Source organism: Kitasatospora sp. NPDC127060, from assembly GCF_042724935.1.
GTDB lineage: Bacteria > Actinomycetota > Actinomycetes > Streptomycetales > Streptomycetaceae > Kitasatospora.
The window spans coordinates 1-20,410 of the sequence record NZ_JBHXEG010000022.1; the positions used below are offsets into that span (position 1 = coordinate 1).

Annotated in this window: 14 protein-coding genes and 1 pseudogene; 1 reads left to right on the top strand and 14 read right to left on the bottom strand. The window is 72.6% G+C overall.

What is annotated here, in order from left to right; all coding sequences use genetic code 11:
- Positions 1-146: 146 nt before the first annotated feature.
- The 5 genes from ACFWIS_RS14950 to ACFWIS_RS14970 all read right to left on the bottom strand — a co-directional run bounded on the left by ACFWIS_RS14950 (position 147) and on the right by ACFWIS_RS14970 (position 7,566).
- Positions 147-2,369 carry an RICIN domain-containing protein gene (locus tag ACFWIS_RS14950; protein WP_380455898.1) on the bottom strand — a complete coding sequence of 741 codons (2,223 nt, stop codon included), beginning with the start codon at positions 2,367-2,369 and terminating at the stop codon, positions 147-149.
- A gap of 165 nt (positions 2,370-2,534) precedes the next feature.
- Positions 2,535-4,421 carry a DUF5107 domain-containing protein gene (locus tag ACFWIS_RS14955; RefSeq protein ID WP_380455901.1) on the bottom strand — a complete coding sequence of 629 codons (1,887 nt, stop codon included), beginning with the start codon at positions 4,419-4,421 and terminating at the stop codon, positions 2,535-2,537.
- Positions 4,418-5,263 (bottom strand): carbohydrate ABC transporter permease, encoded by an 846-nt coding sequence (locus ACFWIS_RS14960; RefSeq protein ID WP_380455903.1) that lies wholly within the window; start codon positions 5,261-5,263, stop codon positions 4,418-4,420. The genes ACFWIS_RS14955 and ACFWIS_RS14960 overlap by 4 nt, the downstream gene beginning before the upstream one ends.
- A gap of 40 nt (positions 5,264-5,303) precedes the next feature.
- A complete protein-coding gene (locus ACFWIS_RS14965) occupies positions 5,304-6,266 on the bottom strand; it encodes a carbohydrate ABC transporter permease (RefSeq protein WP_380455905.1) in 963 nt (320 codons plus the stop codon).
- 4 nt (positions 6,267-6,270) lie between these two features.
- Positions 6,271-7,566, bottom strand: a complete 1,296-nt coding sequence (locus tag ACFWIS_RS14970) for an ABC transporter substrate-binding protein (RefSeq protein ID WP_380455908.1) — start codon at positions 7,564-7,566, stop codon at positions 6,271-6,273.
- Between the two features lie 282 nt (positions 7,567-7,848).
- Between ACFWIS_RS14970 and ACFWIS_RS14975 the strand changes: the two genes are divergently transcribed.
- Positions 7,849-8,850, top strand: coding sequence for a LacI family DNA-binding transcriptional regulator (locus ACFWIS_RS14975; RefSeq protein ID WP_380455910.1), 1,002 nt, complete (start codon positions 7,849-7,851; stop codon positions 8,848-8,850).
- 169 nt (positions 8,851-9,019) lie between these two features.
- Here ACFWIS_RS14975 and ACFWIS_RS14980 read toward each other — a convergent pair.
- The 9 genes and pseudogenes from ACFWIS_RS14980 to ACFWIS_RS15020 form a co-directional block, all read right to left on the bottom strand.
- Positions 9,020-9,347 (bottom strand): annotated as a pseudogene (locus tag ACFWIS_RS14980) (MFS transporter); the annotation flags it as partial.
- 51 nt (positions 9,348-9,398) lie between these two features.
- On the bottom strand, positions 9,399-10,085 hold the full coding sequence (locus tag ACFWIS_RS14985) for a hypothetical protein (protein WP_380455913.1): 687 nt from the start codon (positions 10,083-10,085) through the stop codon (positions 9,399-9,401).
- 107 nt (positions 10,086-10,192) lie between these two features.
- Positions 10,193-12,580, bottom strand: coding sequence for an RICIN domain-containing protein (locus ACFWIS_RS14990; protein ID WP_380455915.1), 2,388 nt, complete (start codon positions 12,578-12,580; stop codon positions 10,193-10,195).
- Positions 12,581-12,646: 66 nt separating this feature from the next.
- A complete protein-coding gene (locus tag ACFWIS_RS14995) occupies positions 12,647-13,663 on the bottom strand; it encodes a LacI family DNA-binding transcriptional regulator (protein ID WP_380455918.1) in 1,017 nt (338 codons plus the stop codon).
- Positions 13,664-13,715: 52 nt separating this feature from the next.
- Positions 13,716-15,518, bottom strand: a complete 1,803-nt coding sequence (locus tag ACFWIS_RS15000; protein ID WP_380455920.1) for a glycoside hydrolase family 36 protein — start codon at positions 15,516-15,518, stop codon at positions 13,716-13,718.
- 71 nt (positions 15,519-15,589) lie between these two features.
- The gene (locus tag ACFWIS_RS15005) at positions 15,590-16,483 is read right to left on the bottom strand and encodes a carbohydrate ABC transporter permease (RefSeq protein ID WP_380455923.1); all 894 of its coding nucleotides are present in this window, start codon (positions 16,481-16,483) and stop codon (positions 15,590-15,592) included.
- Positions 16,483-17,412, bottom strand: coding sequence for a carbohydrate ABC transporter permease (locus ACFWIS_RS15010; protein ID WP_380455925.1), 930 nt, complete (start codon positions 17,410-17,412; stop codon positions 16,483-16,485). Before ACFWIS_RS15010 ends, ACFWIS_RS15005 begins: the two co-directional genes overlap by 1 nt.
- Positions 17,409-18,710, bottom strand: a complete 1,302-nt coding sequence (locus ACFWIS_RS15015) for an ABC transporter substrate-binding protein (protein WP_380455928.1) — start codon at positions 18,708-18,710, stop codon at positions 17,409-17,411. Before ACFWIS_RS15015 ends, ACFWIS_RS15010 begins: the two co-directional genes overlap by 4 nt.
- A 413-nt stretch (positions 18,711-19,123) precedes the next feature.
- Positions 19,124-20,203, bottom strand: a complete 1,080-nt coding sequence (locus tag ACFWIS_RS15020) for a methyltransferase (protein ID WP_380455931.1) — start codon at positions 20,201-20,203, stop codon at positions 19,124-19,126.
- Between the last annotated feature and the right edge of the window lie 207 nt (positions 20,204-20,410).

Here is a 20,410-nt window from a genome sequence, read left to right on the forward strand (position 1 = left end):
GTGAGGTGGTGTTGTTAATTGACATATGTTGGGGTATGGGGCCGCCGCGGCGGGGCCGTGGCGGGCGGAGCACCCGGGGGTGCTCGGCCCGCGGCGCGGCGGTTCCGCCGAGGGTGGCCGATCGTTGAACGGCCCCGGTCAGTAGGTCACTTGATGGTCCAGTGCTGGAGCGCCGAACCGCTGTCCGGCTGCTGGGTCACCGGGGCGCCGTCGGTGGTGGAGGCGGTGGTGAGCAGCAGGCCGCTGTGGACGTTGGTGAGGGTGTACGTGCCGTCGGCGCGGCGGCCGGCGCTCCAGTGCTGGTTGTCGCCGCCGGTGCAGGTCCACTGGATGACGGTGGTGCCGGGGGCGGTGGCGCCGCCGTCGTCGTCGGCGCAGAGCCGGGACTCGGCGTTGACGAGCTGGTAGGAGCCGTCGGGCTGTTGGGTGAACTGCCAGTTCTGGTTGGCGCCGCCATTGGGGGCCCAGGTGATCAGCTGGGTGCCGGCGGTGGTGCTGTGGCCGGGGTCGTCGAGGGCCTTGCCGTCGGCGGTCAGGGTGTGGGTGCCGTTGAGGTTGCCGGGGACGGTGCCGACGGCGGTCATGGTGAGGGTCTGCTGGGTGGCGGTGCGGCCGCCGCCGACGCTGCTGCCGGTGGTGTCGGTCCAGTTGCGGGGGGCGGTGGTCTCGGCGGTGCCGCCGTTGCCGGCGGTCAGGCCGAGGACCAGGCCGCTGTACCGGTTGACCAGGCGGTAGCCGCCGGTCCCCGTGGCGTCGCGGAGGATGAACCACTGCTGGCCGACGGCGGCGGTACCGCCGACGGGGGCGGTGACGGTGGGCTCGGCGCCCCAGGCGCGGCCCGCCGTGCCGGTGGCGTCGACGCCGAGCAGTGCTCCGCTGGCGGCGTTGGTGATCCGGTAGGAGCCGTCGCCGTTGCCGGTGAAGCTCCAGGTCTCCCGGGCGGAGCCGGTGGGAGCGGCGGTGGAGGTGGTGGCGGAGCCGCTCGCGGCCTGGGTGAGGATCCGGCCGTCGCCGCTGGCGATGCGGTAGGTCCTGGTCGGGTCGAAGGGGGAGGCGGCGGGGGCGGAGGAGTCGACGGTGACGTTGGCGTACTCGCCGTCGGACTTGGCGCATGCGATGGAGCAGTAGGAGCGGAAGCTCTTGCCGATGATGGTGGTGCTGGTGAGGTTGGCGCTGTCCAGCATCCAGCGGTACCAGGAGCCGGAGGTGTAGCTGCCGGAGTCGCCGGCCAGGTGCCACTGCTGGGTGGCGAGGTCGTCGGTGACGTAGAACTGCTGCGGCGCGGTGCCGGAGACCACCTCGGGTTCGCCGATGTACAGGCCGAGGTAGGCGTCGTAGGAGACGTTCATGATGAACAGCGGCGACTTGGCGGGTAGCACCCCGGCCGCGACCTGCTGGTCGACGCTGCCGGTGTTGGCGGGGCGGTAGTCCTGGGCGACCGGGGTGTAGCCGCTCGGGGCGGCCGTGGTCGCCGGGACCATGTTGCTCTCCAGACCGCCCGTGCCGGGCTGGGTCCAGGCGCCGTCGTACCACTTCTGCCAGGTGCCGGCCGCCATCTTGCCGGAGATCGGGGCGCGGGCGACGTGCGCCAGACCGCCGTTGCCGCCGCCGACGCCCGCCTTGGGGACGATCCGCGAGCCGTAGAAGACGTAGAAGTAGCCGGAGGCGGTGTCGACGAACAGCCGCTGGTCGCCGTCGCCGTAGTCGTAGGTCTGCTGGGGGAAGGCCGAGTCGTCGCCCCGGGTGGTGCTGTAGGGGGAGGTGATGGCGTGGCCGGAGATGGTCCAGGTGTGGCCCTGGTCGTGGGAGACGGCGGTGTCGATGGCGTCGTAGTGCAGGCCGTCGCCGAACGGCTGCGGGGTGAACTCGTTGTGCACCAGGCCGCGCCAGTCCCCGGTGTCCGGGTCGACCCAGACCCCGACCAGGTCGCAGTAGTTCGGCTGGGAGTAGCCCGAACCGGCGGGCGCGGACGTGGCGTTGACACCGGTGGGGCTGTGGTTGCAGCGCCAGGTGGTGTCGTTGTTCCGGTCGGCGGTGTTGGCGGGGTTCACGGCGTTGTCGAGCCCGGAGTCCGGGGTGGCGGTCTCGAAGTCGCGGCCGGTGAAGAAGTTCCACTGGCGGGAGTCGGTGGCGCCGTAGAGCGAGTGGGACTCCTGGAAGTGGAAGGTGCCGTCCTTGTCGAGGTAGGGGGCGGCGGGGGTGTCGTCGGCGTAGTTGTAGGGCCCGGTGGAGCCGATGGTGACGGTGTACGCGGGCGCGGCCGGTGCGTGCTTCGCGGGCGCCGCCGACGCCTGGAGGGCGGTACCGCCGACCAGGGTCATGCTCAGGGCGGCTACGGCGCCGAGCAGTTTTCGTCGAGGAGCTGACACAGTGACTCCTTCTCGTCTCGGGGCCCCGCCGTGGGGGCGGGCCCCGGGGGTACCGGTGCCGTGGGCCGGCGCCGGAGGGTCGGGGTGGGGGCCCCGACCAGCTCGTGGGTTCAGACCGACCGGGACATGGTGAGCGGCGTCCCACTCACCATGTGCCGGTCGGTCTCAGCCGTCCGCCATCCGGAAGTCGTAGTGCGGAGGCACCGGTCGGCCGGGGTGGACGGCGAGCCAGAGGGTGTCCAGGGAGACCTCGCCCTCGCGCATGTTGTCGACCCGGATCCCCTCGGCCAGCAGCCGGCGCACCCGGTCGTCGTCGCCGAGGGCGTGGGCGGCGGTGGCCTCGGCCAGCCGGATCCGGCCGTGGGCGCGGACCGCCTCGGGCAGGGCCTCGATCAGGGAGAGAGCCTGGTGGGCGCGGTCGGCCGCGAGCAGGGCGGCCAGCACCTCGATGGTCAACTCCCGTAGTTGCGGCCGGAGTCGGTGCGCCTCGGCCATCAGGTCGGCGGCTTCCTGCGGATCGGCGGTGAGGAAGGCCAGGGCGCGCAGCGCCCAGGGCGTGCGCTGCTCGTCGAGGGAGCGGGTGAACGCCTCCCGGGCGGAGCCGGGTTCGCCGTCGGCCAGGCGCAGCAGGCCGAGCTGGTACCGGGCGTGCCAGTCCTCGGCGTGCCGCTCCAGCCGGGCGCGCCAGTGGGCGCCGGTGACCGGGGCGGCGGGTGGGTCGCTGACCGGCAGGGTTCCGGTGGTGAGCAGCCGCCGCCAGGGTTCCTGTTCGACGCCCGGGGTGCCGAAGGGCAGCAGCTCCGACGGCGGCAGGCACCCCGCCTCGATCTCCAGGGCGGCCCAGCCGGAGCCCTCGGCCAGCGGCTCGACGGGCTCGCCGAAGTCGGCGGCGAGCCGGTGGGCGGCGTCCAGTCCGGCCGGCGGGAGCAGTCGGGCCAGTGCCTCCTCGGCGCTCTGCCGGGCCCGCTCCCAACTCCCGTGCACGGAGGCCGGGTCGGCTTCGAGCAGCCCGTACGCCTCGGTCCAGGACCAGGTCGCGCCGCCGGGCATCGGCAGGTGTTCCAGCTGGGTGCGGGCCAGTCCGGCCTGGATCTCCAGGTAGGCCGCGTCCGGGCCGGAGAGCCACTCCTGCCAGTGGCGGCCACCGGTCGAGGTGCCCCAGCAGAACAGCTTGCGGCCGCGCAGCCGCTCGGTGGAGGCCTGGACGAGGCCGGCGCCGTGGGCGTCCAGCGCGGCGATCCAGCGGCGTTCGCCGGCCGGCAGGTCGAGGAAGTAGTCGGCGGCACGGGTGACCCGGCCGGGGTAGCTGCGGTCGGTGCCGTCCAGGTGCGGGAAGTCCACCCGGGTGAGGTCGCTGACGTAGTCGCAGTGGAAGGCGTGGTCCGCCGGGCCGATCACCCGGGTGCCGGCGTCCTGCGGGACGGCGATGTTGGACCACCAGTAGACCGGGGTGGTGTGCGGGGCGGGGTTGTGCAGTTCGACGTGGACGAGGAGCACCGGCGATCCGGCGGGCAGCCAGGTGTCCAGCCGCAGGACGACGCGCCGCAGCCGCTCGAAGGCGTACATCCGCAGCACCGGGGTGCCGTCCGGCGCGGCCAGGCGTACGGCGTGCAGCGGTTCGCAGGTGAGCGGCCAGTGCCCGGTGGTGCCGAGGTTCCACTCCACCCCGCCGGCCAGCCAGGCGTCGCGCAGCGCCAGGTTGGCGGGTTGGAGGACGGGGTTGCGGTGCAGCAGCTCCCGGCCGCTGGGCCGGTGCACCAGCGACCACAGCCGGCCGCCGAGCGAGGGCAGGAAGACCGCCGTCAGCTGCTCGTTCTCCAGTACCACGCACGGCAGTTCACGCCCGGCGCGGTTCCGGTCGTAGTCGCCCTGCCGGGTGTACGGCAGCAGCGAGGACGGGGCGCCGTAGGCCAGGTTCCGGCGCATCTCCTCGTCCACCCCGACCCCGTCGGCGGTGTACGAGGACAGGCCGTGCAGGATCGGCAGCACCCCGGCGGCCGGATCGGCCGTGCCTTCGATCCGCAGCAGGTCCTGGCGCAGCGTGGAGGTCATCTTCCGATCCCAACCGTCATGCCCTGGATGATCCGCGTCCCCATCCAGGAGAACAGCGCGATCATCGGGGCGAGGATGATGCAGACTCCGGCGAAGGTGGTGCCGTAGTCCAGCCCGTTGAACTGCTGCGAGGCGACGAACTCGGCGAGGGCCACCGGGAGGGTGACCTTGCTCTGGCTGTTCGTCAGCACGATCGCGAAGAGCGTCTCGTTCCAGCCGGTGATGAACTGCAGCAGGAACGCGGTGATCAGCCCGCCGCGGGCGACCGGCAGGACCACCTGGAGGAAGGTGCGCAGCGGTCCGGCGCCGTCCAGGACGGCGGCCTCCTCCAGGACGCGGGGGATGCCGGAGAAGAAGCCGGTCAGCAGGAAGACGGTGAAGGGCATGGCCAGGCCGACGTAGACCAGCCCGAGGCCGAGGTCGCTGTCGGTGAGGTCGACCTCGGCCAGGCCGACGAACAGTGGCACCACCAGCACCTGGCCGGGCACGCCCAGGCCGAGGGCGAAGAGCAGGGACAGCGAGGACGAGGTGCGCGAGCGGCGCCGGGCCAGCGCGTAGGCGCAGGGCGCGGCGAGGGCGATGGCCGCCAGCGAGGAGCAGACGGCGACGAGCACGCTGTTGACGGCGGCCTGGGCGAAGCCGCCCTCGTCCAGTGCGGTGGTGTAGTTGCCGAACCGCAGGGCGTCCGGCAGGGCGAAGTTGTGCTTGAGGATGTCGGGGCCGTCGCGCAGCGAGGTGAGGAGGATCCACAGGAGCAGCAGCAGGTTGGCGGCGACGACGGTCCACACGACCGCCGTGCCGATCCGGACCGCCGGCCCCGCCGATCGGCGTGTGCCGGGCACGGGAGTGGCCTTTCGTAGGATTCGTGGGAGGGCCATCGGCTCAGTACTCGATCGGTTCGCGGCGCAGCACCCGGCGGAGCACGACCGTCACCACGGTGACCATCAGCAGGGTGACCACGGCGGCGGCCGTGGCGACGCCCAGCCGGGGGATGGTCGCCCGGGGGAACGCCTCGGCGTACACGTACATGGCGGTGTTCCAACTGTCCACGGGGGGAAAGCGGTTGCTGCTGCCGCCGAAGAGCAGGATCAGCTCGAAGATCTTCACCGAGCTGACCGTCCAGAGCACCGCGCAGACCGAGATGACGTCCCAGGCGCAGGGCAGGGTGACGTGGCGGAAGCGCTGGAAGGCGTTGGCGCCGTCGAGTTCTGCGGCCTCGTACAGGTAGTCGGGGATCTGGTCGACGGCGGCCATGATGATCGAGGTGTAGTAGCCGGTGGCCGTCCAGATCACCGTGCCGAGGACCATCGGGAACAGGTTGGTGGTCGACAGCCACTTCGGCGGCGTGGTCACCCCGAGGAACTCCAGCGCCTGGTTGACCGGGCCGGAGGGGGAGAACAGGAAACCGGCCGCGATGCCGAAGACCATGCCGTTGACCAGCGAGGGGAAGAAGAGCACGGACCGGACGAAGAGCCGGCCCTTCATCTCCCGCAGGACCAGGGTCAGCAGGAAGCTGATCAGGAAGGTGATCGCCCCGCCGACGGCCATCAGCTCCAGGGTGTTGACCAGGGAGGTGCGGAACACCGGGTCCTGGAACAGCTGTTGGTAGTTCTGCAGGCCGCGCCACTGCATGGCGCCCATGCCGTCCCACTTGTAGAGACTGGTCCACACCGCGTAGCCGACCGGGGCGAGGAACAGTACCGCGTAGGCGAGCAGGGCGGGCGCGGTGAACGGCCAGAACATCCGGCGCTGTTGGCGTTCGTGCGGCCCGGCGGTGCGCGGGCGGCGGGTGGTGGCGGCCCGGAGGCCGGGCGTCTGGGGGCGGGGCTGGATCGTGGTGGCCACCGGCTCAGCCCTGGGTCTTCCAGTACGCGACCTGGTCGGCCTTGCACTTGGCGGTGAACTGGGCGGCGGTCGTCCCCCCGTGCCAGAAGTCCAGGAAGTTCTGCTCGAACACCTTGGCTGACCAGTCGCCGGCCACGCCGTCGTACGGCAGCCGCACGGTCGGGGCGTCGAGCGACTTCTGGGCGTCCTCCAGGCCCGCCGGGGCCGGGACGTCGGTGCGCGGCGTCAGGTTGAGCGCGGTGGTGGCCATCCCGGCCACCTGCTTCTTCTGCAGGAAGAAGGCGATGAACTTCTCGGCGGCGCCGGCGTTCTTGGCCCGCTTGGGGACGGAGAAGCCGAACAGCGAGACGTCCGGGCTCTTGGCGCCGGGCGGCAGGACCGAGCCGAACTTCCAGCCCGCCGGGACCTGCTTGGCGACCTCGCCGGTGACGTAGCTGCCGTCCATGTAGAAGGCCGCCTTGCCGCTCGCCCAGTTGGTCTCCTGGGCCGGGTACTTGGTGGCGTCGTAGCCCTGGATCAGGTGGCCGCCCTTGACCAGCTGCTCCAGGTCCTGCGCCGCGGTGAGCACCGCCGGGGCGTCCCAGCCGGCGCCGGACCTGTCCGCCGAGAGCTTGGCGAAGTCGACGCCGGCGGCGTTCAGCAGGTAGTCGAAGTACAGGCCGTTGGTCCACGGGTCCTCGCCCTCGGAGGCGAGACAGGCCTTGCCCTTGGTCTTGAGCGCGTCGCACACCTCGAGCAGGCCGGCCCAGTCGGCGGGGGCGCTCGGCATGGCGGCGGCGAGGTCGGGGTCGGCGGCGTTGTAGAACATGCCGGTGGTGGCCAGGTAGTAGGGGATCAGGTAGTGGTTCTGGCCGGACGGGTCCTTGGGCAGCACGTCGAGGTACTTGGCCGGGACGACGGCGGAGACCGGTACGTTCTCGCCGGGGACCTGCTGGGACAGCACCGGGGAGAGGTCCAGCGCCTGGCCGGCCGCGGCCACCGAGCCGTAGACCACGTCGTTGGACTCGTCCCACAGGTCGGGGGCCTGGTTGGCGGCGATCGCCGGGCCGATCTTCTTGGCGATGTCGCGACCGGTCCAGTTGACGGTCACCTTGATGCCGGTGGCGGCGGTGAAGTCGGCGATCGCGCCCTTCAGCACCTGCGCCTGCGGCTCGTCGGCGCGCCACATCGACCAGTAGGTGAAGCCGCCCCCGCCGTTCCCGCCGCCTGAGCCGCTGCCGCAGGCCGTCAGGCCCGCCACCAGCGCGGCCGCCACGGCCGCACCGGCCACCCGCTTGGTCGGCATCGTCGTTCTGCCCATGAGTGTGTCCTCTCCGAGGCGCGGGAGCCGCGCGGGGGTTGCCGTCGGCGGGCCCGTCGCACCGGGGGCGTCATTCCGGGCCCGTCGACTGGGTCGGAACCGTAGTGCGGATTTGACCGCTAAAACAAGAGGGAGGCGCAAGAAAGCCGGGACGGGGTCGGCACATTGACGGTTGATCCCCGGTGTTCCGGAGACATCGGACGCCGATGGCTTGACGGGGTGACGGCGTGTGACTACTTTGCGAGCTGTTCTTCTTAACCGGTCAAATACGAGGGAACGCCGATGGTGACGATGCAGGACGTGGCCGAGCGGGCGGGGGTCACCAAGCAGACCGTCTCCAACGTCATCACCGGCCGGGTCGCCGTCCGCCCCACGACGGCCGCCCGGGTGCGGGCGGCAATCGAGGAACTCGGCTACACGCCCAACCTGGTGGCCCGCTCCCTGGCCACCGGCAGCACCAGGACGATCGGACTCTTCGTCCCCACCGTGGCGGGCGCGTTCTACGGCGAGATGGTCGAGGAGGTCGAGGACGTCCTGGAGGAGGCCGGCTACCACCTGCTGCTCTGCACCACCCGGCTGGACGGCGAACGGGCCCGCCGCCACCTCGCCGGGCTGACCAGCCGATCGGTCGACGCGCTGCTGATCGCCGGCGACCAGGACCTGCTGGGCCACCTCCCGCTGCTCTCCGACGCCCGCTTCCCGGTGGTGCTCTGCGCCTGGGAGACCGAGGCGCCGGACCGCTTCCCGGTGGTCACCATCGACTACGAGCGGGCCGGCTACCTGGCCGGCCGCCACCTGCGCGAACTCGGCCACCAGCGGGTCGCCGTCCTGGCCAGCCCGGCCCACACCGCCCGAGTGGCGGGCTTCCGCCGGGCCTTCGCCGCGGACGGCCTCACCGTCCCCGACGACGCCGTGCGCTACGCCGCGGCGCCGACCCCGGCGGGCGGCTTCGCCGCGGCCGAGGCGGCTCTCGCCGCGGACCCCGGACTGACCGCCGTCTTCGCCACCCACGACGTGCTCGCGCTCGGCGCCCTGGAAGCCGCCCGGGCGGCCGGCCGCTCGGTGCCGCACGACCTCTCGCTGATCGGCCAGGACATCTCCGAAGTCCTGCTGACCCACCCGGCACTCACCACGGTGGCCATCCCCAAGCGGGAGATGGCGCGGCAGGCCACCGAACTGCTGCTGCGCGCCCTCACCAAGACCGGCACCCCCGCCAACTCGGTGCAGCTGATGCGCCCGGAGCTGATCGTCCGGGGCAGCACTGCACCGCCCGCCGCACCGTGACGGTCGGGGCCCCGGAACGCACACCGGTCCCCCCGGTCCCCCCGGTCTCCCGGCCTCCTGGTCTCCTGGTCTCCCGGCCTCCCGGGCAGGAGAGCTCAGTTGACCAACGCCCCGACCGAACTCCGGTACCACCGGCCGGCCACCGGTCGACGGGCAGCGGCAGTGTGGCGCCGGCGATCACCGCGGCACCGGAGACCGGCAGGAAGACGGTGATCAGCGTGGAACCCGCGTGGGTGACCCCGTTCGAGGAACGGGGTCACGTAGGTGTGGGCCCCGGAGTGGGCCAGCACGGCCAGGAAGGTCAGCGGCAGGGCGAAGCGCGTGTTCACGTCCCGGAACAGGCCGCCCAGCACCCTCGGCGGGGTGTCCCCGGACGGCGGCGGCAGCACCAGCAGCAGCGTGACGAGCACGCCGACCGTCAGGACGCCCATGACGACGAACGCCGTCCGCCAGCCCGCCACGTCGCCGATGAACGTGCCGACCGGGACACCGAGCACGGGCCGACGGCTGGCAGCTTTCCGACGTGACCCTTGCGGGGCCGGGGGACCCTACGGGGCGGCGGTCCGCCCTCGGCTCGCGCCGTCGCCGGCCGCCCCGTACTCGCGGTGCACGTCCAGGTAGGGCAGCCGCACCCGCTCCCGCCAGTCCGTCACCTGCTGGTGCGCGGCCGGCCGCACCGCCGCCGCCTCGGCGGCGTCCTCGGCCCAGCCGTACGGGAACGGGCTGCCCAGGGCGAGTGCCGCCGCGGCCAGGTAGTGGGCCATCGCCGCGTCGTCCGGCACGGACAGGGTCTCGACCTCGCCCCGGTCGACCGGGACGCCGATCTCCCAACTCCCGTGCGTCGTCCGCCGCGCGCTCCAGCCCCGCGCCCACTGCACCTGCTCGGCCGTGACCTCGCCGCCGGGCCGGGGGTCCAGTCCTGCGTCACGCAGCGCGGGGACCACGGCGGCCGGGGAGCCCCAGGGGATCGGCAGCCCGGCGCTCACCGCCACGCCGAGCACCGTGCGGCACGGGTAGGGCGTGCGGCAGCACGCGCAGCGCGGCTGCCGAGGGCCGGCGTCCCGGCCCTCGGCCGGGGCGGGCTCGTGCAACTGCACCACGGCACCGAGCAGGTACTGATGCCGGCCGACCGGCTGCCCGGCCTCCTTCAGGTCGCGCAGGAAGAGCTGCAGCAGCCGGTGGAAGAGCCGGCCTGACTCGTAGTCGCCCAACGGCGGCACCGGTACCTGGATCACGCTGTCACTCCCTCGCCCGTCAACATCCATCGAGACTAGGGCGTGTCCGGCCTCTGCGCTGGTCACCCGGTGGCGGTGCCGCCGTGCGGCGGAGCCCGGGGAGCGGATCAGCCGGTGACCCGGACGACCGCGGTCTGTCCGGCGGCGACGGTGACGGTGGCGCAGGTGTAGGTGGTGCCGTCGACGGTCACGGTGCGGACGGGCCGGGCGGTGCCGTCGACGGTGATGCCGGCGTGGATGCCGGGGAAGCGGGCCGTCCAGCTGAGGCTGCCGCCGGTGGAGGTGTTGGTGAGGGTGGAGGCGGTGGTGCCGTCGTGGCGCAGGGTCACCGTGTGGCCGCCGACCGGGATGGAGGTGAGCTGGAGCCAGCCGATGTCCTCCGGGAGCCGGGAGGTGGTGGTGAGCGCGTCGGCGCCGGAGTCGGGCTGGACGCCCAGCAGGCCCTGGACGGTCTGGCCGAGGAGGGTGTAGGAGATCTCGGGGTAGTCGGCGTTGAGGAAGCCGCCGTGCGAGGCGTTGACGTTGGCGTAGACGTACTGCATCCACTTCCAGCCGGTGGCGCCCCGGTCGTGGGCGAAGAAGACGTCGGGCAGGTAGGTGTCCGCTTCGAGGTTGCCGGGTGCGCCGGGGCCGGAGGCCTGGGCGTCGATGAAGTCGAGGTAGGCGTCCCTGCGGGGGCCCGGGTCCATGATGTCCTTCAGCGGCATGAACCAGGAGTTCTCCTTGCCCCAGTCCGTGTAGGCGGTGCCGTCGACGTCGTAGGCGCGGACCACCTTGGCGGGGTCGGCCGGGTCGACGCTCCAGGTGGAGTTGTAGTAGCGCTTCAGCTTCGCCGCGGCGTCGGTGTACGCGCTGGCACGGGAGGTGTCGCCGTTGGCGCCGGCCAGGGCGGCGGCGGCCAGGTAGGCCTGGTACTGGGAGCCGATGGCGTCGCCGGATTCGGCGAGGGTGGCGCCGTTCTCGTTGTAGCTGGCCACGCCCTGGAAGATGTCGCCGCTGGTGGCCTGGGCGACGGGAGTGCCGCCGTTGTCGATCGGGCCGGTGTGTCCGCTGACGTACGGGCCGACGGTGTTGGCGACGAACGTGGACAGGGCCGGGTCGTGGAGGTAGTCCGGGTCGCCGGTCCAGGTGTAGGCGTCGTTGACCTTCTGGGCGAGTTCGAAGGCGGCGGGCAGCTCGCGGACGAAGGAGGTGGGGCCGTTGTAGTCGATCGCGCCGGGTGTCCTGGCGTCGAAGTTGACGGACCAGTACGGGTCGTAGCCCTGGCCGGGGGTGGCCGAGGCGGCGAAGGAGCGCAACATGGTCTTGTTGGCGGCGTCGAGTCCGAGCAGGTGCGCGCCGACCAGTTGGTGGGCGAAGTCCCGGGAGTAGTAGTACGGGCGGAAGGGGTAGCCGGCCCAGATGGTGTTGGAGTAGACGCCCTGCCGGGTGGCGTCGCCGTTGATCGGGCCGGTGACGCCGGGCTGGGTGGCGAAGGAGTTGGCCTTGGTCTTGGCCCAGTCGAACAGCGCGGTGACCGTCGGGTTGGCGGAGCTGATCTGGGGGTCGTTGGGCGCGGACGGCGTGACGGTGACGTCGTCCGCGTTGATCCAGCCGCCGGGGGCGGAACCGATGGCCAGGGTGACGGTGTCACCGGCGTGCACCTGGACGCGGGGCACGGTGTACAGGGCGTAGGTGGTCTGGGCCGGGAGGGTCAGCGAGCCGGCGGTGCCGCCGTTGACCTGGACGGTGAGGGTGCCGCCGGCGGCGCCGGCGGAGATCCAGGCGCTGACGTCGTAACTGCCGTTCCGGGGCGCGGTGATGCTCTGGCTGATCCGGTACCCGGTGCCGGCGTCGAGGTAGGCCAGGCCGGAGCCGCTGTGCGGGTTGTTCGTGGCGGTGCCGGTGTGGGCGGTGAACGTCCAGCCGCCGGCGCCCGGTTCGAAGCCGGGGTCGGAGAAGGTCAGCGGGTCGGTGCGGGTGAGCAGCCACCGCTGGTTGGCGCCGCCGTGGCAGGGGTACTGCTGGAGCCGGAGGCCGGGGGCCGGGGAGCCGCCCGGCAGGTCGAGGCAGAGCGCGTTGTTCTGCGGGTGGAGGAGGGTGGCGCCGTCGGGCGCGGTGGTGAGGGTGAACCGCTCGTTGGCGCCGCCGTTGCAGGCGTACTCGATGATCGGGGTACCGGGGGTGGTGGATCCGCCCAGGACGTTCAGGCAGGTGTGGGCGGCGCGGTTGGCGATGGTGTAGCCGCCGGTGCCGTCGGGGGTGAGCTGCCAGCTCTGGTCCAGCAGCCCCTGGCAGGGCTGCTGGACGACCGGTGTGCGGTCGGCGGTGGCGGCCCACAGGCCGCCGAGGCACTGGCCGGTCGCGCCGGAGGCCAGGGCGTAGCTGCTGCCGGGGACGACGGGCGTGCCGGTCGCGCCGTGGGCCGCGGTGGCTGGTACGAGGCCGAGGGCGCTCGCGGCCAGTGAGACCAGGCCCAGGTGGGCGTGGACGCGGCGGCTGGAGAGGTGGGGCATGGGTCCTCCGACATCGGTGTGGGGGGGCTTGTGCTCCCCGGCGGCCCGGCGGCCGCAGGACACGCCCTAGGCGGGCGGCCGCCGGTCGTGGTGGGGGCCGGTCGTGCCGCGCACGACGACCTCGGGTTGGAACATCAGCTCGCCGACCGGGACTTGGCGCCCGGACAGCAGGCCGACCAGGCCGCGGGCGACCTCGGCGGCCAGCCGGTCGACGGGCTGGCGCACGGTGGTCAGCGGCGGGTCGGTGAACTCCATCAGCGGGCCGTCGTCGTAGCCGATCACCGAGACGTCCCCGGGGACGGCGAGGCCCTGACGGCGGGCGGCGCGGATCGCCCCGAGGGCCATCTGATCGCTGCAGGCGATCACCGCGCTGGCGCCCTGGTCGAGCAGTTGCTCGGCGGCGAACTGTCCGCCCTCGACGGAGTAGGTCTGACGCACGATCAGTTCCTCGGTGTCGAGCCCGAGGGCGGCCATCGCCGCGCGGTAGCCCTCGACCCGCCGGTCGGCCGGGCGGTTCCCGACCGGCCCGGCGGCCATGCCGATCCGGCGGTGGCCGAGCTGGTGCAGGTGGCGCACGGAGAGCTCGGCGGCGTAGCCGTCGTCGGTCGAGTAAGCGACCGAACTGCCCTCCTCGAAGCGGCCGTTGATGCACACGTAGGGGACGGCCCGGCTCTCCAGCAGCGGTACCAGTTCGGGGTCGACGGCGTCGAGGGTGTTGCTGGCGGAGCAGAACACGATGCCGCTGGCGCCGAGGTCCAGCAGAGACTTGAGGAAGTCCCGCTCCTGGACGCCGCCCGGAAGGGCGGGGCAGACGACGGCGCGCAGGCCGTGGGGGGCCAGGGCGAGGCCGATCTTCTCGGCCAGCACGCCGAAGATCGGGATCGACAGACCGGGTGTGATCACCCCGATGATGCCGCCGCCGGTGATGCTGCGCTCGTACCCGAGCTCCTCCAGCACCCGCTCGACGGCCTGGCGGGTCTTCTGCGAGACGCCCGTCTTGCGGTTCAGGACCCGGCTGACGGTCGCCACGCTCACCCCCGCGCGCTCGGCCACCTCGACGATCCCGACCTTCTCGTGCTCCATTGCGGTCCCCAACTCCTGCTCTTCGCTTGCTCTCGGCTCGGCGGTAACTATGTCATTCGGTGTCCTCTTCGAACCGGCACAGGCCACCGGGCGGAACGGGGAGGGAGTGCAGGCCGGGAGCGAGGTCGAGGCCGACGGGCGGCCGCGGCCGGCCCGCCGCGTCGTAGGCCTCGATCCGCACCCGGCGGGGCGCCTCCGCGACCTCCAGCAGCAGCCGGTCGGCGGTGGAGGCGTTGATCAGGGTGAGGCTGCGCCAGGGTTCGACGGGCAGGGCGACCGGCCGGCCGGTGTAGTCGGCGATCACCCACTGCTCGCCGTGCCGGGCGCTGACCTGCGGGTAGAGCTCGTCGGGGCGGCCGGGCTCGTAGTGGCCGCCGGTGAGGGCCGGGCTGAGGCGCCGCCAGGTGGCCAGCCAGAAGGCGAGGGCCTCGCGGTGCGGCGCCGGGAGGTCGGCGAGCCGGGCGGAGATCTGCGGGACGGCGAACAGGGCGCCGTGGACCTGTCGGGCGAGGGCCTCCGGGGCCGCCTGGGGATCCCACATCAGCATGTCGGAGTGGACGGCTCCGCCGGGGGCGAGCAGGCCGATGTCCAGCGTCCGGACCCGGTTGGCCAGGGCGTCGGCCGGGCAGTCGTTGGCGCGCAGCAGGTTGCCGTACGCGGTCATGGCCGGGCCGGTGTAGGACTGGCGCAGCTCGATGACGAACCGGTCGCCGCGCAGCCCGTGCAGTTCCTCGCGCAGCCGGCCCAGCAGCAGGGCCATCGCCTCGCCGACGTCGGGGACGAAGCCGGGGCCCGGGTTCGCGGGGGCCGGCGTGCCGGCGTAGTGGGCGGCCTCGTCCAGGAAGTCGATCTTCAGGCCGTCCAGGCCGTGGGCGTCGACGACCTCCCGGCAGGTGCGCACGACGTGGTCGCGGACCTCGGCGTGCCGGGGGTCGAGGATCCGGCAGTCGAGCCGGTGGCTGTGGTGCGGGGCGAAGCGGGACCACTGCCGGTGGGCCGCGGAGCGTTCGCCGAGCAGCAGCGGGGCGATCCACGCGGTGTAGCGCAGGCCCATGGCGCGGACGGTTGCGACGTGGCCGCGCAGGTCGGGGAACTTCTCCGGGTCGGGCTGCCAGTCGCCGCAGCCCGCGTAGCCGCGGCCGGTGGCGTGCAGCTGCCAGCCGTCGTCCAGGAAGAGCTGGCCGCAGCCGATCGCGGCGGCGAGTTCGGCCTCGCGCTCGACGCCGGCGGCGTCGACGTCCTGGGTGAAGGCGTACCAGGTGGAGTAGACGGGGGTGCGGCCGAACGCGGGGGTGGGCAGGGGCCGCCCGCCGGGGAGGGCGGCGAACCAGTCGCGCAGCTCCCGCAGCGCGGCGGCGAAGGTGCCGCCAGGTGCGGCCAGCCGCAGCCGGTGGCTCCGGCCGGCCGGGAGCGGGAAGCGCAGCCAGACGCCGAAGCGCTTGTGCTCCTCGGAGACCCCGAACCGCAGCGCCGTCACCTGCTCGGTGCGGTCGGTGGCGAAGGCGAGCACGGCCCGCCCGGCGGTGTCGTAGAGGCAGCCGACCGGGGCGGAGTCGACCAGGGAGACCGTGCGCCACGGTGACCAGTCGGCGGGCAGGCTGCGCTCCCAGCCGGCGTTCGGGTGCCAGTAGCCCGCTGCGTCGCCGAGCGGGACGTCCAGACGGACCGTCACCTCCGTGGCGGCGGAGGCCGTGACGACGGCTTCGGAGCCGTCCCGGGCGGTCAGCTCAGCGGCGCCGCCGGGGGCGTGCACGGTGATCCGCACGCCGTGCAGCCGGAGTTCGTGCGGGCTCCGGGCCCACTGGTCCGGGGTGAAGGTGGGCAGCGCGGCGGGGTCGAGGGTGCCGGTTTCCACGGGGGGCCTCTCTGGGACGGGTTCGGGGCGGGGTTCGGTGCGCTGTCGGGGTTCGGTGCGCTGGGGGCGGGTCACTGCTTGACGGCTCCGGCGAGCATTCCCGACACGAAGTGCTTCTGCAGGAAGAGGAAGAGCACGGCCATCGGCACCGCCGCGACGGCGGTCCCCGTGAGGAGCTGGCCGTAGTCGACGTCGATGCTGCCGGTCAGCGCGGCCAGCGCGACCGGGATGGTGTACGAGGACTGGTCGCGCAGCACGACCAGCGGCCAGAGGAAGTCGTTCCACTGGAACAGGAAGAGGAACATCGCCAGCGCCGCCAGGGCCGGCCGCATGGTCGGCAGCGCGATGCGGAAGAACAGGCCCAGCTCGCCGCAGCCGTCGATCCGTCCGGCCTGGAGCAGCTCGTCCGGCAGGGCCCGCATCGACTGGCGCATCAGGAAGACGCCGAACGGCAGGGCGAGGTTGGGCAGCAGCACGGCCTGCCAGGTGTTGAGCCAGTCGAGGTCCACCATCATCTTGAACAGCGGGACGACGGTCAGCTGGGTGGGCACCACGAGGGCCAGCAGCAGCACGGAGAACAGGAAGCCCCGGCCGCGGAAGCGGTACTTGGCGAAGCCGTAGCCGGCCAGCGTGCAGACGGTGCCGCCGAGCACCGTGTAGCCGAGGGACAGCAGCACGGAGTTGAGCACGACCCGGCCGAAGCCCACCGACTCCTGGAGGTGGCCGAGGTTCGAGCCGAGCGCGCCGCCGGGCAGCAGGTGCGGCGGGCGGCCGAAGACGTCGTGCGAGGTGTGGGTGGCGGCGATCACCAGCCAGTACAGCGGTGCGACGGTGAAGGCGAGCAGCACCAGCATGCCGCCGGTCAGCAGCACCTGACCGCGGCGGGACGCGCGCGGGGCGGAGCGGGAGGTGGCGGGGCGGGGGTCGGTGGGGCGGGGGGTGGCGGGGCGGGGGTTGGTGGCCATCAGTCCTCCTCCTTGGCGAACTTGACCTGGAGGACGCCGAAGACCGCGATGATCAGCACCAGGGCGTAGCCGATCGCCGAGGCGTAGCCGAAGTCGAAGTAGCGGAAGCCGGTCTGGTACAGGTACACGCCGATGGTGGTGGTCGCGTTGTCCGGCCCGCCGCCGGTCATGATGAACGGCTCGTCGAACAGCTGGAGGGTGCCGATGGTGGACAGCACCACGGTCAGCAGCAGGGCGGGGCGCAGCCCGGGCAGGGTCACGTGCCAGAACCGGCGCCAGGGGCCGGCGCCGTCGACGGCCGCGGCCTCGTACTGATCCGCCGGGATGCCCTGCAGCCGGGCCAGGTAGATGACGGCGTTGTAGCCGGTGTAGTGCCAGGTCAGCGCGAGCATGATGGACACCCGCGCCCAGAACGGGTCGGTGAGCCAGTGCACTTGGGGTAGACCGACCAGCTCCAGCAGCCAGTTGACGGCGCCGGAGTCCTGGTTGAGCAGCGCGCCGATCAGCAGTCCGTAGGTGACCAGACCGGTCACCACCGGCAGGAAGAAGGCGAGCCGGAAGAGCGGCTTCCAGCGCAGCAGCGCGGAGTTGAGCGCCACCGAGAGGCCGAGCGCGAGCGCCAGCATGACCGGCACCTGGACGACCAGGATCAGCGCGGTGTTGCCCAGCGCCTTCCAGAACAGCGGATCGTCCAGCAGACGACGGTAGTTGTCGAGACCGGCCCAGGTCTGCGCCATGCCGTCGGTGTGGTAAAGGCTGAGGACGAACGACCACCCGATCGGGTAGAGCCGGAACGCCGCGAACAGCGCGAGCGCGGGCAGCACGAACAGGTACGGCGCCGGCCGGGCGGTGCGCCGTCGACCGCGTCGCGGAGCGGGGCGCTCCCCGGCGGCGGGGCGGGCCGGTGCGCCGAGCGAGGTGGTGCTCATGCCTGCGACCGCCGGGTCTGCCGGGCGAGTTGCTCGGCGGCCGCCTTCAGCACCGCGGCCGGGTCGGCGCCCTGCATCAGCACCTTGGTCTGGGCGTCGTCGATGGCCTTGAGGGCCCGGGCGTAGTCGGCGGTGTAGTTGGTCGCCACCGACGGCTTGGACAGCTCGTCGATGAGGACCTCGGCGTACTTCTGCCCGCCGAAGAACGCGTCGGCCCCGTGGAAGGCCGGGTCCTGGTAGGCGTCGAGCAGCGCCGGGAAGATGCCCTTCGCCTTGAAGACCTGCACCTGGGAGGCGGGGCGGGTGAGGGCGAATTCGGCGAAGGCGAACGCGGCCCGCTGGTTCTTGCTGCTGCCGGAGACGGCCAGGTGGGTGGAGTTGACGATCGCCGAGCGCGAGCCGCCGGGGGTGACGGCGGGCGGGAGCATCAGCTGCCAGTCACCGCTCTGCTCGGGGGCGAAGGTCTCCAGGTAGCCGCCGTACCAGGCCGGGTTGGGGCAGACCGCGACCTTTCCGGCCTTCACCACGCCGTCGTAGCCGGGTGCGCCGGGTGCGCCCGGGGCGTCGAGGACCAGGCCCGCGTCGTTCATCTCCTTGATCAGGGTGAGCGCTCGGACGGCCTCGGGGGAGTTGAGGGTGATCTTCCCGTCCAGGTTGAAGTAGAAGGATCCCTGGAGCTGGAGCAGCAGTTGGAACAGGTTGGCCGAGTCGGCCTGGGAGGCGGAGCGGTCCACGGCCAGCAGGGCGGTGCCGGTGGCGTCCTTGACCTTCTTCCCGGCGGTGACGACGTCGTCCCAGGTCGCCAGCGCGGTGGGATCCACGCCCGCGGTCCTGAAGAGGTCGGCGCGGTAGAAGAAGCCGGCGGCGTTAGCCTCCCAGGGCAGTGCGTAGACCTTGTCCCCCCGGGAGACGGTCTGCCACAGGCCCGGCGCGAAGGCGCCGGCGTACTTTCCCGCGCCCAGCTTCGAGAGGTCGGCCAGCCCGCCGGGGAACTTCTCGATGTAGCTGGGCAGGTAGTCCACGCCGAGGTGCAGGACGTCGCCCAGGCCCTGCCCGCCGGCTGCCATCGCGATGGTGATCTTGTCCCAGATCGCGGGGTTGCCGATGTCCTGGACCGTGACCTTGACGTCCGGGTAGACCGCGTTGAACGCCGGTACCAGGGCCTTGAGTTCGGCGGCCGGGTTCTTCCAGCTCCACACCGTGATCGAGCCGGACGGGGTGCCGGAGCCTCCGGTGACGTCGGCTCCGGCACCCGATCCGCTGCACGACGAGAGGACCGGGGCCCCGGCGGCGGCCATGGCCGCGACTCCCAGTCCCTTCAGGAATCCGCGCCGACTCGGCCCGCCCACGACTCTGCCACCCATGTCCGGGTCTTCCTCCCTCGAGACGCGCTGCCGCACCGGGGAACAGGGGGCGCGCGGATGTCTCAGCGGCTCCCGGGGTCGGGTCGCCGCTGCGCCGCCGGTCTGGCAGGCGGCCGAGGAGGAATGTAGCGACCTCCGTCAGGGGTGAACAAGAGTTTTCATTCAGTTTTCGTCGTACAGAGCGAAAGCGTTACGATGTGTAGGGATGTTGACTTGTGACGGATCCTGTTTGCTCCTGGCTGTTCCCGACTGCTCCTGTTCGGCGCGACGGCGCGGTGGCGCGGCGGCGCGGTGGCGCGGCGGTGTCTCGATGTCTCGATGTGTCGATGTATCGGTGCGGCGGTACGTCAGGCCGGTACGGCCTCCACCACGGAGAGCACCGTCGGGGTGGGGATGACCCGGGAGAGGCGCAGGCCGGAGTTCCCGAAGAGCTCCGCGAAGTCCTCCTCGGTGCGCTCGCGGCCGCCGAGCGAGGCCAGCATCATCAGGTCCAGCGTCTTGGACTGGTGCGGGGCGTTGCCGCGCGGGACCACCGCGTCCAGCACCAGGACCCGGCCGCCCGGGCGCAGGGCGCGTCGGCAGTGGCCCAGCAGGATCGCGCACTGCTCGTCGTCCCAGTCGTGGGTGATCCGCTTGAGCAGGTGGACGTCGCCGGGCGGCACGGCGGTGAAGAAGTCGCCCTCCGCGAGGCTCCAGCGCCCCGCCAACTCCTCGGCCGCGCCCAGGCGGTGGCCCGCGAGGACGTGGGCGCGGTCATAGAGGACACCGGTCAGCCCGGGGTTGCGGAGCAGCACCTCCGACAGCAGGCCGCCGTGGCCGCCGCCGACGTCCACGACGGTGCCGCTCTGCGGGTAGTCGTAGGCGGCGGCGATGGCGGCGTTCTCCGCGTCGGACATCGCCGCCATGCCCACGTGGAACACGTCTGCGGTGCGCGCGTCCTGGGCGAAGTGGTCGAAGAACGGCATGCCGAAGATCTCGTCGAACGCCGAGCCGCCCTCGGTGAGACAGCGGGTCAACTCCCCGGCGGGCCGCCACATGGTGCGGTCGCTGAGCATCCGCACGGCCGCCCGCGCGGAGTACGGGACGTCGCTGCGCAGCGCCTGCCCGGCCTCGGTCAGCGCGAACCGGCCCGACTCGTCCTCCGCCACCACGCCCCGGGTGGCGAGCAGTCGCAGCACCCGGTACAGGCCGCGGGCGTCCGTGCCGGTGGCGGCGGCCAGCTCGGCGGGGGTGCCGGGCCCCTTCGCGAGGTGGTCGGCCACACCCACCTCGGCGGCGGCGCGCAGCGCGGCGGGGTGGAGGAAGCCGAGGATCTCGTCGACCAGGAAAGCGTTGGACCGGCGGAGGCGCTCGTCGGGATCGCCTCCGCCGCTGCCGGCCGCCGTCCCCGCCGACCCGTCCGGGAACGTGCCGTCGCTCTGGTTCATACCGTCCTCCTCCGCTCCGGATACCCCCGCCCGGGAACGCTTCCCGCGCCGGCCCGCGCCGAAGCCCGCTCCGTCCGGGGGCCCGTCCGGGGTCGCGGGCCGTCCGGGGCCGACCAGGGAAGGCGTCCGCCGACGCGGTGGTGACAAGTCCGGCGGGGACGGCCAGGATTCCTGGGGTCCGTCCTGAGACCCCCGCGGACGCGGGTT

Bases quoted from the DNA above. Each gene is read 5' to 3' on its own strand.
- ACFWIS_RS14975 (WP_380455910.1), top strand. From the start codon at position 7,849: ATGGTGACGATGCAGGACGTGGCCGAGCGGGCGGGGGTCACCAAGCAG.
- ACFWIS_RS15015 (WP_380455928.1), bottom strand. From the start codon at position 18,710: ATGGCCGCCGCCGGGGCCCCGGTCCTCTCGTCGTGCAGCGGATCGGGT.
- ACFWIS_RS15005 (WP_380455923.1), bottom strand. From the start codon at position 16,483: ATGGCCACCAACCCCCGCCCCGCCACCCCCCGCCCCACCGACCCCCGC.
- ACFWIS_RS15020 (WP_380455931.1), bottom strand. From the start codon at position 20,203: ATGAACCAGAGCGACGGCACGTTCCCGGACGGGTCGGCGGGGACGGCG.
- ACFWIS_RS15010 (WP_380455925.1), bottom strand. From the start codon at position 17,412: ATGAGCACCACCTCGCTCGGCGCACCGGCCCGCCCCGCCGCCGGGGAG.
- ACFWIS_RS14995 (WP_380455918.1), bottom strand. From the start codon at position 13,663: ATGGAGCACGAGAAGGTCGGGATCGTCGAGGTGGCCGAGCGCGCGGGG.
- ACFWIS_RS14990 (WP_380455915.1), bottom strand. From the start codon at position 12,580: ATGCCCCACCTCTCCAGCCGCCGCGTCCACGCCCACCTGGGCCTGGTC.
- ACFWIS_RS14970 (WP_380455908.1), bottom strand. From the start codon at position 7,566: ATGGGCAGAACGACGATGCCGACCAAGCGGGTGGCCGGTGCGGCCGTG.
- ACFWIS_RS14955 (WP_380455901.1), bottom strand. From the start codon at position 4,421: ATGACCTCCACGCTGCGCCAGGACCTGCTGCGGATCGAAGGCACGGCC.